The organism is Streptomyces bullii, assembly GCF_042657145.1.
In the GTDB taxonomy this organism is placed as follows: domain Bacteria; phylum Actinomycetota; class Actinomycetes; order Streptomycetales; family Streptomycetaceae; genus Streptomyces; species Streptomyces bullii.
This window is the reverse complement of record NZ_JBHSNY010000006.1, coordinates 455170-468592: the sequence shown is the minus strand read 5'-3', so window position 1 is coordinate 468592 and position 13423 is coordinate 455170. Positions and strand designations below refer to the sequence as shown.

Here is a 13423-nt window from a genome sequence, read left to right as displayed (position 1 = left end):
GTCCGCACGGCGCGGCCAGAACGCCGTTCCCACCGGCAGCCGATCACCGGTTCCCCGGCGGGAGCTGGAGGTCCGGCTGAACGCGGACCGGGCCTCCAGCTGGTCGCATCGTTCCTTGGTGCCGACCGTGACCTTCGGGCTCAGCAGCCGTAGTCGATCAGGTCGAACGACGCGTAGTGGTCGGCCGTGTAGTAATCCTCTTGGTTCTCCTCGCCGGTGACGATGCGGCGAGCTCCGCGTGTGGAGGAGCCAGGAGTGATGACGGTGTACTCGTGATAGTAGCCGGAGGGCTGGCCGGGCAGGATGCCTTCCCGGTTCCGGAAGACGGTGCCGTCCTGGGCGTACGGGTAGGGGCCGCCCTGCTCGATGAGTTCGAGCGTGTCGTGCGCCTGGGACGGCAGGTCGCCGTAGCAGATGCTGCCGACTGCCGCGGCCGCCGGGGCGGCGGTGACCGTGCCGCCGACGAGGAGGGCGGACAGGACGGCGGCTGCGGCGCCGATGCGAGTGATGTGTGGGGGGAATCTCATGACCTCATGATGACGCGCGTAGACAGTGGCATGTCAATGTCAAGTGTGTGGATTTTCTGTCAAGTCCTCTGCGAACGCGGCCAGTTGTCGCGGGCGGTTGTCCTGGCGGAGCGCGCAGTCGGCGAGCGCACGGCCGGCCACACACCCGTCCCGGACCCCGAACCCCCGGCTTCAGCGGGACTTCCGGCCTCAGCGGGACTTCCGGCTTTCGGCGGCGGCGAACAGGGCGAGGCCCAGCACGAGCAGGGTGACGCTCGCGTAGATCTCGTAACCGTCGAGGAAGTCCAGCCGGTGTACGAAACCCCAGTTCCGTCGGTGAATTCATGCACCAGGCCCGCCACGCCCTGCACCAGGACGATGCATCCCGGAATCTCCAGCACCTGCTTCATGGGAAAGACCGCCGCCTCGAGGAGACCTCACGCGCATCGGCCGCGGGGCGGGGGCCCGCACGACGGAAGGTCGCTGTCCTCGGCACCCCGCCGCGCCGAAAGTCTGCACACGGGTGCGACGTTGGTCGGTGATCCGGCGTGCGCAGAGGCGGGCGGGGCGCGGCTGCGTAGATTTGTCGGCCGTGAGCGGTGACAAGGCGGCGCAGATCTCCCCGGTGTTCACGGGGCGCAGATGGTTCTTCCCGTCCGCCCTGCTCCACGAACCCGACCCTGGCACGGGCCAGTTGGGGCCATGCCCCCGGCGCACGGTTCGCGACTGGGTCGTCGACTTCTCCTGCTTCCTGCTGGCCGTCGTCGTGGGTGTGCTGTCCGCCGACGCGCTCCCCGACAACCCTGATCTGCCGTACGCGCTGATCGTCGTCGACCAGTGGATCGGCGCGCTCGCCTGTGCCGCCGTCTGGCTGCGCCGCCGTTGGCCGCTCGGGCTGGCCGTGCGATGGTCCCCCTCAGTCCCGTCTCGGACACCGCGGGCGGCGTGACCCCGATCTCCCTGTTCACGCTCGTCGTGCACCGCCCCTTCCGGGACGTGGCCTGGGTGGCGGGGGCGCAGCTCGCGCTGGTCCCGCTGTACTACTGGCTGCGCCCCGACCCCGACCTGCCCTTCCTGGTCGGCCTCGCGGTCAGCGTGCTGCTCACCGCCGCGCTCGTCGGCTGGGGCATGTTCGTACGGTCCAAACGGCAACTCGTGTTCAGCCTGCGCGACCGGGCCCGGCGCGCCGAGACGGAGGCGCGGCTGCGCGCCGAACAGGCGCAGCGGCTGGCCCGCGAGGCCATCGCCCGGGAGATGCACGACGTCCTGGCCCACCGGCTGACACTGCTCAGCGTGCACGCCGGCGCCCTGGAGTTCCGGCCCGACGCGCCCCGTGAGGAGATCGCGCGGGCGGCCGGCGTCATCCGCGAGAGCGCGCACGAGGCCCTCCAGGACCTGCGGGAGATCATCGGCGTCCTGCGCGCCGGGGAGCCCGACGACGCGGGCCGCCCCCAGCCGACGCTCGCCGCGCTGAACACCCTCGTCGCCGAGTCCCGTGCGGCCGGAATGAAGGTCACCCTCGACAACCGCGTCACCGATCCCCCGGCCGTTCCCGCCTCCGTGGGCCGCACCGCCTACCGGATCGTCCAGGAGGGACTCACCAACGCCCGCAAACACGCCCCCGGTACGGAGGTCACGGTGTCCGTCACCGGCGCCCCGGGCGACGGCGTCACCGTGACCGTGCGCAACCCGAGCCCCGAGGGCGAGGTACCGCCCGTCCCCGGCTCCGGCCAGGGCCTGATCGGCCTGGCGGAACGGGCGACGCTGACGGGCGGCGCCCTGGAGCACGGCCACACCGGGGACGGCGGGTTCGAGGTGCGGGCGCGGCTGCCGTGGCACTGACGGCGGACGGGTGGGCCGCGAACCGACCCGTTCCCGACCGGGTGACGACCGGCCGTCGCCCTCCGCGCGGGGCGGGACGCCCAGTAGGGTGCACACGTGCTGCGCGCTGCCCTTGTGGCCCGTGAATCGGAAGCCCGATCATGGGCCATGTCGCCTGGTGCCCCGCAGTTCGAGGCCGTCGAAACGCGAACCCGCCGACCGTGTGGCGATCCTCTTCGACGACCGGGGTGAGGCACCCGTGCTCGAACCGACGGGCGCGCCGTGCGTCGACTTCGGCACGGAGGAGGGGGAGACGTGGCTGAACGGCGTGCTGGCGCCGTACCGGACACGGACCGCGCCGCGACAGCGGGACCGGGAGGAGTGACGGGTGCCGGACACGTACGACCTGGAGGCGCTGCTGTGGGAGATCCGCGTCCTGGCGCGGGAGCACGGCTTCGACGGCCGCGACGCCTCCCGGATCAGCGCTCTCGTCCTCGACCGCCTGGGCTGCGCCACCGCGTCGGAGGCCTACGAAAGGCTCTACGCGGACTGGCGGAAACTGCCCGTCGGCACCATGCCCTCGGGCCTGCGGGCCGGGCAGATCCTGCGCATCCTGCCGATGCTGCACTACGACCAGCCGGTCACCGACCTCGGCCGTGAGGACGAACTGCGCCGCGCGGCACGGGAGTACGGGCCGGCCGACGAAAACTGGCAGGGTCTGACCACCGCCGCGAGCGGCTGGCACGGCATGCAGCAGATCACCGACCCCGCGGACCTGCGGGCGGCGCTCACCCGGCTGGAGGAGGACCGCTCCCACCATCCGCCCGGCAGCCCGATGCGCGACGTCGTCGACTGGCAGTACGCCGGGCTGCGCGCCCACCTCGCCCAGACCACCGGCGGCGAGGACGAGTTCGACGCGGCCGTGGCGGACCTGGCCCGTCTGACCGGCTCCCCGGTCTTCGACGAGCAGACCCGGATCCTCATGGCCGGACAGCTCGCCACGCTCCGCATGCACCAGGCCGTCCGGGACGGGGACGAGGCGCTCCTCGGCGAGCAGATCCAGGCCCTGGAGGACGTCCTCGCCCAACTCCCGCCCGACCACGCCGACCGGCTGACGATGCAGTCGAACTTGGAGGCCGCCACCACCGGCCTGGCCTTGCTGCGGGCGCAGCGCACGGGCAGCTTCGCCACCGCTGTCGACGGCATGCCGGCCGGAATCCCCGTACAGGAGGTACGCCGCCAGACCGCCGCGCTGCCGCGCAACATCCGGGCCCACCAGCTCGGCGAGATGGGTCACAGCCAGGTCGGCAGGGCCCTGATGACCCAGGACCACCAGGCCGCCCTCGACGGCATGCGGCTGTTCGAGGACGCCCTGGAACTGCTCGAACCCGACGACGACCGGTGGCTGCGCAACGCCGGCGGGCTCGGCACCGCGCACTGCGCCCTCGCCGTGCTGGAGATCGCCCCGCCCCACACCCGCGCACACCACCTCGACCAGGGCATCGCCTGGCTGAGGCACCTGTGGCGGCTGACCGCCGGCCCGCACCACTCCCTGTGGGGCGTCACCGGCCTCTCCCTCGCACGGGCGTACCGCCACCGGGGCGACGCACAGCCGCGCCGCTCCCGCGCACGGCGCGCCAACCACGACGAGGCCCGGCGCATCGGCCTGGAGTCGCTGCGCGCCGCGTCGTGGAGCGTCCTGCTGCAGTCCGGTACGGCCCACGCGGCGGCCGCCGCCCGGCTCGCGGGCGAGCAGGCCGCGGAGGTGGCCCGCTGGTGCCTGGCCGACGGCGCCCACACCGAGGCCGTCCGCGCCCTCGACGCGGGACGCGCCCTCGCGCTGCACGCGGCGACCGTGTCGGCGACCGTGCCGGACCTGCTGACGGCGCTCGGGCAGGCGGAACTCGCCGACGAGTGGCGGCAGTCCGGCGACACGGCGACGCCCGAACCGGGCGGTGAGGCGGCACTGCTGACCGGCGGCTTCCTCTCCACCGGCCGCTCCAGCCGGCTGCGCCACCGCGTCCTGCGGGCCCTGGCCGCCTCACCCCTGCGGGAGCGGCTCCTGGGACGCACCGTCCCCCGAGGAGATCGGCGAAGCCCTGCGCGCGCTGGGCGCCTCGGCGCTGGTCTACCTGCTGCCCGGTGAAGTGGAGCCCCCCAGCCCGGGGGACCAGCTGTTCCGCCGTGCGCGTCACATCCCCGGGGCGGCGCTCCTCGTCACCGCCGACGGCGGCACCCGCACCCTGGAACTGCCGGACCTCACCCTCGACGCGCCCCCGCTCGCCGCCTACCGCGCCTCCGGCACCCCCGGCCGTGACGCCGGAGGCCCGCCCACCGCCGACACCGCTCCCGGCCCGGTCCCGCGCCCCGACCACAGCCGCGCCGCCCTGGAGCGGTTGTGCGACTGGGCCGGTGCGACCGTGATGCGGCCGCTTCTCGCGGAACTGCCCCGCGGCTACGGCAGGGTGCCCTCGGTGATCCTGGTGCCCATGGCCGCCCTGGGCGCCGTGCCCTGGCACGCGGCCCGCCTGACCGGCCGCCGGGGCTTCCGTCGCCACGCCTGCGAAGAGGCGCACCTCTCCTACCTGCCCTCCGCCCGTCTGCTGTGCGAGGTGGCCGCACGGCCCGCCGCCGGAGCCCGGCAGGCGCTCGTCGTCGGCGATCCGACCCGCGACCTGCACCACGCCGGAGAGGAGGCGGAGGCGATCCACCGGGTCTTCCACCCGCACGGCGACCTCCTCGGCCCCGGCACCGCCACACCCGCCGCCGTCACCGGCTGGCTGCGCCGGCAGCGGGGCGGTCTGCTGCACCTGGCCTGCCACGGTGTGGTGCGTCAGAGGGAGCGGCACAGCGCCTATCTCGCCCTGTCCGGAGGCGAGTTGGCAGCCGAGGAGCTCACCGAGGGGGAGCCCCGGTACCGGGGCCTGGACCTGGTGGTGCTGGCGGCCTGCCGCACCAACGTGTCCGGGCGCGGCTACGACGAGGCGTACAGCCTGTCCACCGCGTTCCTCGTGGCGGGCGCCCGCTCGGTGATCGGCTCGCTGTGGCCGGTGCCCGACGAGGCGACGTCGCTGCTGATGTACATGACCCACCACTTCCTGAGCCGCGATGGACTGCCGCCCGGACAGGCCCTGCGCGCCGCCCAGCTGTGGATGCTGGACGACCGCCGCGAACCGCCCCCCGGCATGCCCGGTCACCTGTGCGCCCGCGTACGGCACATCCGCGGCGACGACCTGACCGCGTGGGCGGGCTTCACCCACCTCGGCTGGTGACCACGGGGAGTCCCGGTCACGGGATCTCGGTCCGCACCACCACCTGGGCGGTGCCCCAGCGGCCCACCCGGGGGGCCGGGCCGCCCGCGTCCCGGGCCGCGGACGCGGCGGTCAGCCGCAGGAGCCCGCCCCCGCCGGGCGGTGCCGCCCCGCCGTCGCGCGCGGACGGGGCGGCGGCGGACCAGGCGGGCAGCCGGAACGGGGCGAGGTTCAGCTCGTTCTCGGCCACGATCACCTTCAGCCAGTCCCGGGTGAAGGCGCCCCGCACCAGGGCCCGTCCCGGCGGCAGCCGCAGCCAGACGGGCTCACCGCGCCGCGCCCATCCCGTCCGGCCGCCGGCGACGAACTCGCCCTCGTACAGGTGGGGCGACGAGGCGTAACTGTCCGTCAGATCCAGCAGGACACACCACAGCGGGTCTGCGGAGTCGTTGTGGACCCGGACCGTCACCTGCGGCTCGCGGCCGTCCGGGGTGTACGCGCACACGATCTCGCCGTCGGCCGAGTACCGCACGTCACCCACCGAGGTCCCCGTCACGGTGACGCGCACCAGCGACGACAGCAGCGGATCGGGGTTGACCAGGTCCCGGATGTGATGCCAGCGGGTGAGGTGGGCCAGACAGCCGGCGACCCGCGCCGCGTCCGCCGGCGAGCGCAGCGGCAGTTCGGGCACAGGGTGCCCGGCGCCCCCCGACACCCGTGCCCGCCCCCGCCCGGCCTCGACCCGCAGCGGCAGCCCTTCACCGCCGAGGGCGAGGACGGGCACGGCGGCGACGGCCTGCGACACCAGCCGCACCGCGTCCGGATCGCCGGTGAGCGTCACCGCGGCCGGGGGGAACGCCAGCGCGGAGGGCGTCACTGCGTGCACCGACTGCTCGTCCGCCGCTCCCGGTCGCCAGCCCACCGGCTCCACCAGGGCCGACTCGGGGCGCACTTCCCGCACCACCACGGTGCCCGGCCCGCCGAGCAGCGTGAACTCGGCGCCGACGGCCCGCAGCCCGTGCACGGCACCGCAGTTGACCTCCCAGCCCTGCGTCGTGTGCCGCAGCAGGAACGGCGAAGTGGGCAGCCGGTCCCCGAACAGGACCCGCCCGTCCTCAGGGCCGCGCAGCTCCGGATGCTGGGCGCGGCTCAGCGCGCGCACACGCCCCTCGGCCAGTGCGTGCACCGCCCCGTACGTGGCCTGGGGACCGAGCAGGTCGAGCGCGTGCAGCAGGGCGTGGCTGAAGAAGCCGCGCACCTGGCCGTCGAGAACGTGCTCGTGGGCGCGCTCCTGCGGCCGGCACGCGGCGAGCAGCACGTGCCGGCGCGGCTCGGGCCCCGTTCCACCACCGTCGCGGGAGCCGCCCCGAGCCCGGTCCGTCCGCCACCAGGACTGCCACGGCACACCGCGGACGGTCCCCGGGGCGCCGCCCGTCGCGTCCCCACGGGTCGCGCCACCCGAGTGGCAGCAGTCCAGCACCGCCACGACATGGGTGCCGCGCGCGGCGATCCGGTCGAGGAACGCGCCCAGTTCGGTGTCCTGCAGCAGGGGCTGCCCGCCCACCCCGAGGCTGTCGTGGCAGACCAGTGCCTGCGACCAGCCGGTGGCCTCGCTCGGCGCGTCGGTGGGGCTCTGACTGCCGTGCCCGCTGAACCACAGCAGCGCGGTGTCGCCGGGTCCGCCGCGCCCGAGGTGGCTCTCGATGCCCGCCAGTACGGCCGCGCGGGTGGCGTGCTCGTCGTGCAGCGTCCGGATCCGCGTGTCGAGACCGTCGTACCGCCGCAGCCAACTCTCCGCGGCCCGTACGTCGTTGACGCAGCCCCGCAGGGGCGCGCCGGGGTAGTCGTCGATGCCCACGAACAGGGCGTACAGGGTGCGCATGCCGTGATCCTCCCAGGGACGCCGGTCGCGGGCAGGGCGTTTGCGGGGCGCATGCCGGGCGTCGGCGCGCGACTCCCATGTCCCCCTGGGGCGCTGCGCGTTGACTTGGAGGAAGTGATGGCTGATGTTGGTGCAGCCTTCAGCACCGCGCGTCACGGAAGGAACCGCAGAGTGAGTTTCGGGGGACCCGCCAACCCGTACCAGCCGCCGCCCTGGCCACCGAACGGAGGACCGTATCCGCCGCCCCCGGCCACCGGTCCCCACATTCCGCCCCAGCCCGGCCCCGCGCCGTACGGCTACCCGCCGCCCCAGCCGTACCCCCCGCAGCCCTACCCGCCCCAGCCGCCGCCCGGCCCGTATCCGTACGGTCCCCCGCCGCGGCCGAGCACTTCCCTGTGGGGCATGCTGCGGGACCTGCGCGGCGCCGAATGGCCCCCGCTGCGCGTGCTGTTGCGCGGTGGCCGGGCGCGGATCCACGGCTGCTCGTGGGCGCTGCTGCTGTTCCCCTGCACCTGGACCCTGGTCCTGCCCCTGATGGCGTGCTACGTGTTCGCGCGTTCGGCCCGCAGCAGGGCGCACCGGCTCTTCCCGCCGCGCGGACCCCGCCCGATCGAGGAGCCGCTGGTGACCCGTGTGCAGAAGGCGCGGGCGTGGACCGCGGCCGCCATGTCCGTGCTGCTGCTCGCGGTGTACGGCAAGCCGGAGGACATCAGCGAGGCGCAGGAGCTGTACATGATGCGGCTCGTGGTCACCCCGGTGCTGCTGCTGCTGAGCGCGCCCGTGATCATCGCGTTGCTGTTCCGGTGGGCGTCGCCGCGGACCCGGGCGGAGATGCGCCCGCGGATGCGCGCCGCACTGCGGTCGTCCCTGTGGTACATCGGCGCCGTGACCGCCGTACCGCTGTTCGCCGTGGCGATCACCCTGCTCGAACAGAACAGCACGACCTCCTCGGGCACTTCGGGAACCACCCCGTGGTTCGCGGTGGCGGTGGTCCTGCCCTTCCTGTGGGTGCTGTTCTTCCTCGGCTTCGCCACCGGCCCCGCCGTCCGCACCGCGTTCAACACCGCGGCCGTGCACGCGGCGCTGCCCGCGCTGCTCACCGGAGTGCTGGTGTGGGAGTTCTGGGTGATCAGCCTGCTGGCCGGCGGCCTGCCGCCCGGCCCGCCGGTGATCCAGCTCCTCGCCGTCATCGGCGGCCCCGTTTCGGTCACGGCGGTGGTCTGGTGGGAGATCCACCGCCTGCGCACCCTCTACGGCGTGCGGCTGCGCGCCTAGCGGACCGGCAGTCCCCAGGGCCAACCGCCCCTCGCCCCAGACCGGTTGGCCCGCCGTCCGCGTCACGCGCCGGGCACAACGTGACTACGTAACCCCCATGACTGCGATCAGGCTGCTCCTCGTCGACGACGATCCCCTGGTGCGGGCCGGGCCGTCCCTCATGATGGGCGGCGCCGGTGACATCGAGGTCGTCGGCGAGGCCGGGGACGGCGGCGAGGTGGAGGCGCTCGTCGACCGCACCCGCCCGGACGTCGTCCTCATGGACATCCGGATGCCGACGGTGGACGGCCTCGCCGCCACCGAGCGGTTGCGCGGCCGTGCGGACGCCCCTCAGGTCGTTGTGCTCACCACCTTCCACGCCGACGAACAGGTGCTGCGGGCGCTGCGCGCGGGAGCCGCCGGATTCGTCCTGAAGGACACCTCGCCCGCCGCGATCCTCGACGCGGTGCGCCGGGTCGCGGCCGGGGACCCCGTCCTGTCGCCCACCGTCACCCGCCAGTTGATGCGGCACGCGGCCGGCACCACCGCCGACACACGGCGCACGCGCGCGCGTGTGCGGATCGCGACCCTCAACGACCGCGAACGCGAGGTCGCCGTCGCGGTCGGCCGGGGACTGTCCAACGCGGAGATCGCCACGGCCCTGTTCATGAGCGTGGCCACCGTCAAGACCCACGTCTCGCGCATCCTGGCCAAACTCGACCTCAACAACCGCGTCCAGATCGCCCTGCTCGCCTACGACGCGGGACTGCTGGAGGAGGAACAGGAGGAGCACTGACCGTGTCGCCTTGAGCGGCTACGCCAGCCCCTGCGCCGCCCCACCCGCGATCTCCCCCATCCGTACGGGCCTGCGCTCCCGGCGGGACAGCTCGCAGGCCTCGGCGACGCGCAGCGCCTGCAGGGCCTCCCGACCATCACAGGGGTTGGCCCGCTCACCCCGCACGACCTCCACGAACGCATTCAGCTCCGCCTCGTACGCCGGCCCGAAGCGCTCCAGGAAGCCGGTCCACGGCTTGTCCGCGGCCGGCGGCCCGGTCGGCTCCGTGGACGCGATCGGCGTACGGTCGTCGAGCCCGACGACGATCTGGTCGAGCTCCCCGGCCAGCTCCATGCGCACGTCGTACCCCGCGCCGTTCAGCCGCGTGGCGGTGACCGTGGCGAGGGTGCCGTCGTCGAGGGTGAGCAGCGCCGCGCCCGTGTCGACGTCACCCGCCTCACGGAACATCGCCGGCCCCGCGTCGGACCCGGCGGCGTACACCTCCAGCACCTCGCGCCCGGTCACCCAGCGCAGCACGTCGAAGTCGTGGATCAGCGTGTCCCGGAACAGCCCGCCGGACAGCGGCAGCCACGCGGCCGGCGGCGGCGCCTGGTCGCTCGTCAGCGCCCGCACGGTGTGCAGCCGCCCGAGGCGCCCCGACCGTACGGCCTCACGCGCCCCCGCGTACCCGGTGTCGAAACGCCGCTGGAACCCCATCTGCAGCACCGTTCCGGCCGTCTCCACCTCGCTGATCGCCTGTAACGTGCCCGCCAGATCGAGGGCGATGGGCTTCTCGCAGAACACCGGCAGCCCCGATCGTGCTGCCCGACCGATCAGTTCGGCGTGGGCCGACGTCGCCGTCGTGATCACCACGGCGTCCACCCCCCACCGGAAGATCTCCTCCACTCCCGGCGCCGCCGTCTCACCCAGCCGGTGCGCCAGTTCCTGAGCCCGTGAGACGTCCGCGTCCGTGAGGATCAGGGAGCCGACGTCGCGGTGCCTGCTGAGCGTGTTCGCGTGGATGGTGCCGATGCGGCCCGTACCGATGACCCCGATGCGCATGGAATCAAACTGCGGTCGCGGCACGCCCCTGTCAATCTGCATGTCCGGACAACCGAACTTCACAACTTCCCGTCAACAACGCTCGGAGCTACGCTCAGGCCGTGCCGAAACCAGAAGTCGACCCGACCGTGCAGCTCGAGCTGAGCGTGGACCGCAGCTCTCCCGTGCCGTTGTACTTCCAGCTCGCCCAGCAACTGGAGGCCGCGATCGAGCACGGCACGCTGACGCCCGGCAGCCTGCTGGGCAACGAGATCGAGCTCGCGGCCCGGCTCGGCCTGTCCCGGCCGACGGTCCGCCAGGCCATCCAGTCGCTCGTCGACAAGGGCCTGCTCGTACGCCGCCGCGGTGTCGGCACACAGGTCGTGCACAGCCAGGTCAAGCGCCCGCTGGAGCTCAGCAGCCTCTACGACGACCTGGAGGCGGCGGGACAGCGCCCGGCCACGAAGGTCCTGGTCAACACCGTCGTCCCGGCGTCCGCCGAGGTCGCCGCCGCCCTCGGCGTGGCCGAGGACAGCGAGGTGCACCGCGTGGAGCGGCTCCGGCTCGCGCACGGGGAGCCGATGGCGTACCTGTGCAACTTCCTGCCGCCCGGCCTCATCGACCTGGACACCGGGCAGCTGGAGGCGACCGGCCTGTACCGCCTGATGCGGGCCGCGGGGATCACCCTGCACAGTGCCCGCCAGTCCATCGGCGCCCGCGCCGCCACCGCCGCCGAGGCCGAGCGGCTCGCCGAGGAGGCGGGCGCCCCGCTGCTGACCATGCAGCGCGTGACGTTCGACGACACCGGTCGCGCGGTGGAGTACGGCACCCACACCTACCGGCCGTCCCGCTACTCCTTCGAGTTCCAGCTGCTCGTCCGGTCCTGACCACCACCGGCACGGGACATCCGTGTTGTCTTGATCACCCAGCGCCCGCACCCCGCCCCCTGGCGCGTGACCGTCCGCTCCTGCTCGCACGCACCCGCACCCGGCACCGCGCGGCAGCGCCCCGCCGCTGCCCCTCGCAGCACTCAGCGTCACGGTGAGGCAGAATCGGCGGCGATGAGCACCTACCGCGACTTCACCGCCCCCATCGGCTCCCGCCGTGCTCCCGTCCTGCGCACGGTGGGCACGAGGGAGCGCCGCTCCCATCTCACCGCACCCCGGGTGCCGACGGTGGGCATCGACATCGGCGGTACGAAGGTGATGGCGGGCGTCGTCGACGCCGACGGCAACATCCTGGAGAAGCTCCGCACGGAGACCCCGGACAAGTCCAAGAGCCCGAAGGTCGTCGAGGACACCATCGTCGAGCTGGTGCTGGACCTGTCCGACCGGCACGACGTGCACGCGGTCGGGATCGGCGCGGCCGGCTGGGTCGACGCCGACCGCAACCGCGTCCTGTTCGCCCCCCACCTGTCCTGGCGCAACGAACCCCTGCGCGACCGCCTCGCCAGCCGCCTCTCGGTGCCGGTGCTCGTGGACAACGACGCCAACACCGCCGCCTGGGCCGAGTGGCGCTTCGGCGCCGGACGGGGTGAGGACCACCTCGTCATGATCACCCTCGGCACCGGCATCGGCGGCGCGATACTGGAGGACGGCCAGGTCAAGCGCGGCAAGTACGGCGTCGCCGGCGAGTTCGGGCACATGCAGGTCGTGCCCGGCGGCCACCGCTGCCCGTGCGGCAACCGCGGCTGCTGGGAGCAGTACAGCTCCGGCAACGCCCTGGTCCGCGAGGCGCGCGAGCTGGCCGCCGCCGACTCGCCGGTGGCGTACGGGATCATCGAGCACGTCAAGGGCAACATCTCCGACATCACCGGCCCGATGATCACGGAGCTGGCCCGCGAGGGCGACGCCATGTGCACCGAGCTGCTCCAGGACATAGGGCAGTGGCTCGGCGTCGGCATCGCCAACCTCGCCGCCGCCCTGGACCCGTCCTGCTTCGTGATCGGCGGCGGTGTCTCGGCCGCCGACGACCTGCTCATCGGCCCCGCGCGGGACGCCTTCAAGCGCCACCTCACCGGCCGCGGCTACCGCCCCGAGGCCCGTATCGTCCGCGCCCAGCTCGGCCCCGAGGCGGGCATGGTCGGCGCCGCCGACCTCGCCCGGCTGGTCGCCCGCCGCTTCCGCCGCGCCAAGCGCCGCCGGGTGGAGCGGTACGAGCGCTACGAGCGGTACGCACAGGCCCGCCGCAGTACCCGGGAGTCGCTGTGACGGCGAACATCCTGCCGCGCCCGTCCGGCTCCGCGGGCGGGCCCCGGCGACCGGCCGAGGACCGTGGCCACATGATCCGCCGCAGGGCGCTCACCCTGCTGATCATCGTGCTGCTCATCGGCATCCCGGCCGGATACCTGGTGATCTCCGCGAACCAGAGCCGCGCCAGCGGCAAGGACAAGGAGGCCAAGTACTCGGCGACCGGCCTGACCGAGGGCTGGCCGTCGAAGCTGCAGCGCCGCCTGTACCAGGTGCCCATACCGCATCCGGCCTGGCACGTGGCGTACTACGAGACCAACAACTGGAAGACCAGCCGCCTCTACGTCCAGTTCGAGACCAGCGCGGCCGGCCTGGACGCCTACCTGGCGAGCGTCGGCGTGAACCGGGAGCAGCTGAAGGAGGGCGACATCACCATCGGCGCCCGCGACCAGCGGGTCAGCGGCTGGCGGTTCGCGGACTCGGGAGCGTGGTGGGGCCTGGTGCACCGGCAGAAGAACCCCGCCCCGACGCACGACATCGTCGTAGACATGACGAACCCGAGCTACCCGTGGGTCTACGTCGTCTCCCGCACGGTGCCCTGATCCCGGCCTGCGTATCCGGGCCGCGCGCCGAGCCGGCCCGCCCCGACCGGCCGCCGGAGTCGATTGTCAGACCCCGCCCGTAGAGTCGAAGACGTCTGATCC

The 13423-nt window shown here is 73.6% G+C and carries 11 protein-coding genes and 2 pseudogenes; 9 read left to right on the top strand and 4 right to left on the bottom strand.

What is annotated here, in order from left to right:
- Positions 1-140 precede the first annotated feature (140 nt).
- Both ACFPZJ_RS19805 and ACFPZJ_RS19800 read right to left on the bottom strand, forming a co-directional pair.
- On the bottom strand, positions 141-527 hold the full coding sequence (locus ACFPZJ_RS19805) for a guanyl-specific ribonuclease (RefSeq protein WP_381023127.1): 387 nt from the start codon (positions 525-527) through the stop codon (positions 141-143).
- Between the two features lie 189 nt (positions 528-716).
- Positions 717-916 (bottom strand): annotated as a pseudogene (locus ACFPZJ_RS19800) (hypothetical protein).
- 182 nt (positions 917-1098) lie between these two features.
- On the opposite strand from ACFPZJ_RS19800, the pseudogene ACFPZJ_RS19795 reads away from it, so the two are divergent.
- The 4 genes and pseudogenes from ACFPZJ_RS19795 (at position 1099) to ACFPZJ_RS19780 (ending at position 5599) form a co-directional block, all read left to right on the top strand.
- Positions 1099-2348, top strand: a pseudogene (locus ACFPZJ_RS19795) (sensor histidine kinase).
- 157 nt (positions 2349-2505) lie between these two features.
- Positions 2506-2712, top strand: coding sequence for a hypothetical protein (locus ACFPZJ_RS19790; RefSeq protein WP_381023125.1), 207 nt, complete (start codon positions 2506-2508; stop codon positions 2710-2712).
- A 3-nt stretch (positions 2713-2715) separates the two neighbouring features.
- Positions 2716-4473 carry a hypothetical protein gene (locus tag ACFPZJ_RS19785; protein WP_381023122.1) on the top strand — a complete coding sequence of 586 codons (1758 nt, stop codon included), beginning with the start codon at positions 2716-2718 and terminating at the stop codon, positions 4471-4473.
- Between the two features lies 1 nt (position 4474).
- Positions 4475-5599, top strand: a complete 1125-nt coding sequence (locus ACFPZJ_RS19780; protein ID WP_381023119.1) for a CHAT domain-containing protein — start codon at positions 4475-4477, stop codon at positions 5597-5599.
- 16 nt (positions 5600-5615) lie between these two features.
- On the opposite strand, the gene ACFPZJ_RS19775 is transcribed toward ACFPZJ_RS19780, so the two are convergent.
- Positions 5616-7460 (bottom strand): caspase family protein, encoded by a 1845-nt coding sequence (locus tag ACFPZJ_RS19775; RefSeq protein ID WP_381023116.1) that lies wholly within the window; start codon positions 7458-7460, stop codon positions 5616-5618.
- 402 nt (positions 7461-7862) lie between these two features.
- Between ACFPZJ_RS19775 and ACFPZJ_RS19770 the strand changes: the two genes are divergently transcribed.
- Positions 7863-8735, top strand: a complete 873-nt coding sequence (locus tag ACFPZJ_RS19770; protein WP_381023113.1) for a hypothetical protein — start codon at positions 7863-7865, stop codon at positions 8733-8735.
- Between the two features lie 97 nt (positions 8736-8832).
- Positions 8833-9510 carry a response regulator gene (locus ACFPZJ_RS19765; protein WP_381023110.1) on the top strand — a complete coding sequence of 226 codons (678 nt, stop codon included), beginning with the start codon at positions 8833-8835 and terminating at the stop codon, positions 9508-9510.
- 18 nt (positions 9511-9528) lie between these two features.
- Here the strand turns inward: ACFPZJ_RS19765 and ACFPZJ_RS19760 are convergent, their stop codons facing one another.
- Positions 9529-10551: a Gfo/Idh/MocA family protein gene (locus tag ACFPZJ_RS19760; protein WP_381023107.1), complete on the bottom strand. Its 1023-nt coding sequence runs from the start codon at positions 10549-10551 to the stop codon at positions 9529-9531.
- A 128-nt stretch (positions 10552-10679) separates the two neighbouring features.
- Between ACFPZJ_RS19760 and ACFPZJ_RS19755 the strand changes: the two genes are divergently transcribed.
- The 3 genes from ACFPZJ_RS19755 (at position 10680) to ACFPZJ_RS19745 (ending at position 13321) form a co-directional block, all read left to right on the top strand.
- The gene (locus ACFPZJ_RS19755; protein ID WP_381023468.1) at positions 10680-11417 is read left to right on the top strand and encodes a GntR family transcriptional regulator; all 738 of its coding nucleotides are present in this window, start codon (positions 10680-10682) and stop codon (positions 11415-11417) included.
- A gap of 174 nt (positions 11418-11591) precedes the next feature.
- A complete protein-coding gene (locus tag ACFPZJ_RS19750) occupies positions 11592-12740 on the top strand; it encodes an ROK family glucokinase (RefSeq protein WP_381023104.1) in 1149 nt (382 codons plus the stop codon).
- Positions 12737-13321, top strand: coding sequence for a sugar kinase (locus ACFPZJ_RS19745; protein ID WP_381023101.1), 585 nt, complete (start codon positions 12737-12739; stop codon positions 13319-13321). Before ACFPZJ_RS19750 ends, ACFPZJ_RS19745 begins: the two co-directional genes overlap by 4 nt.
- The last annotated feature ends 102 nt before the right edge of the window (positions 13322-13423 follow it).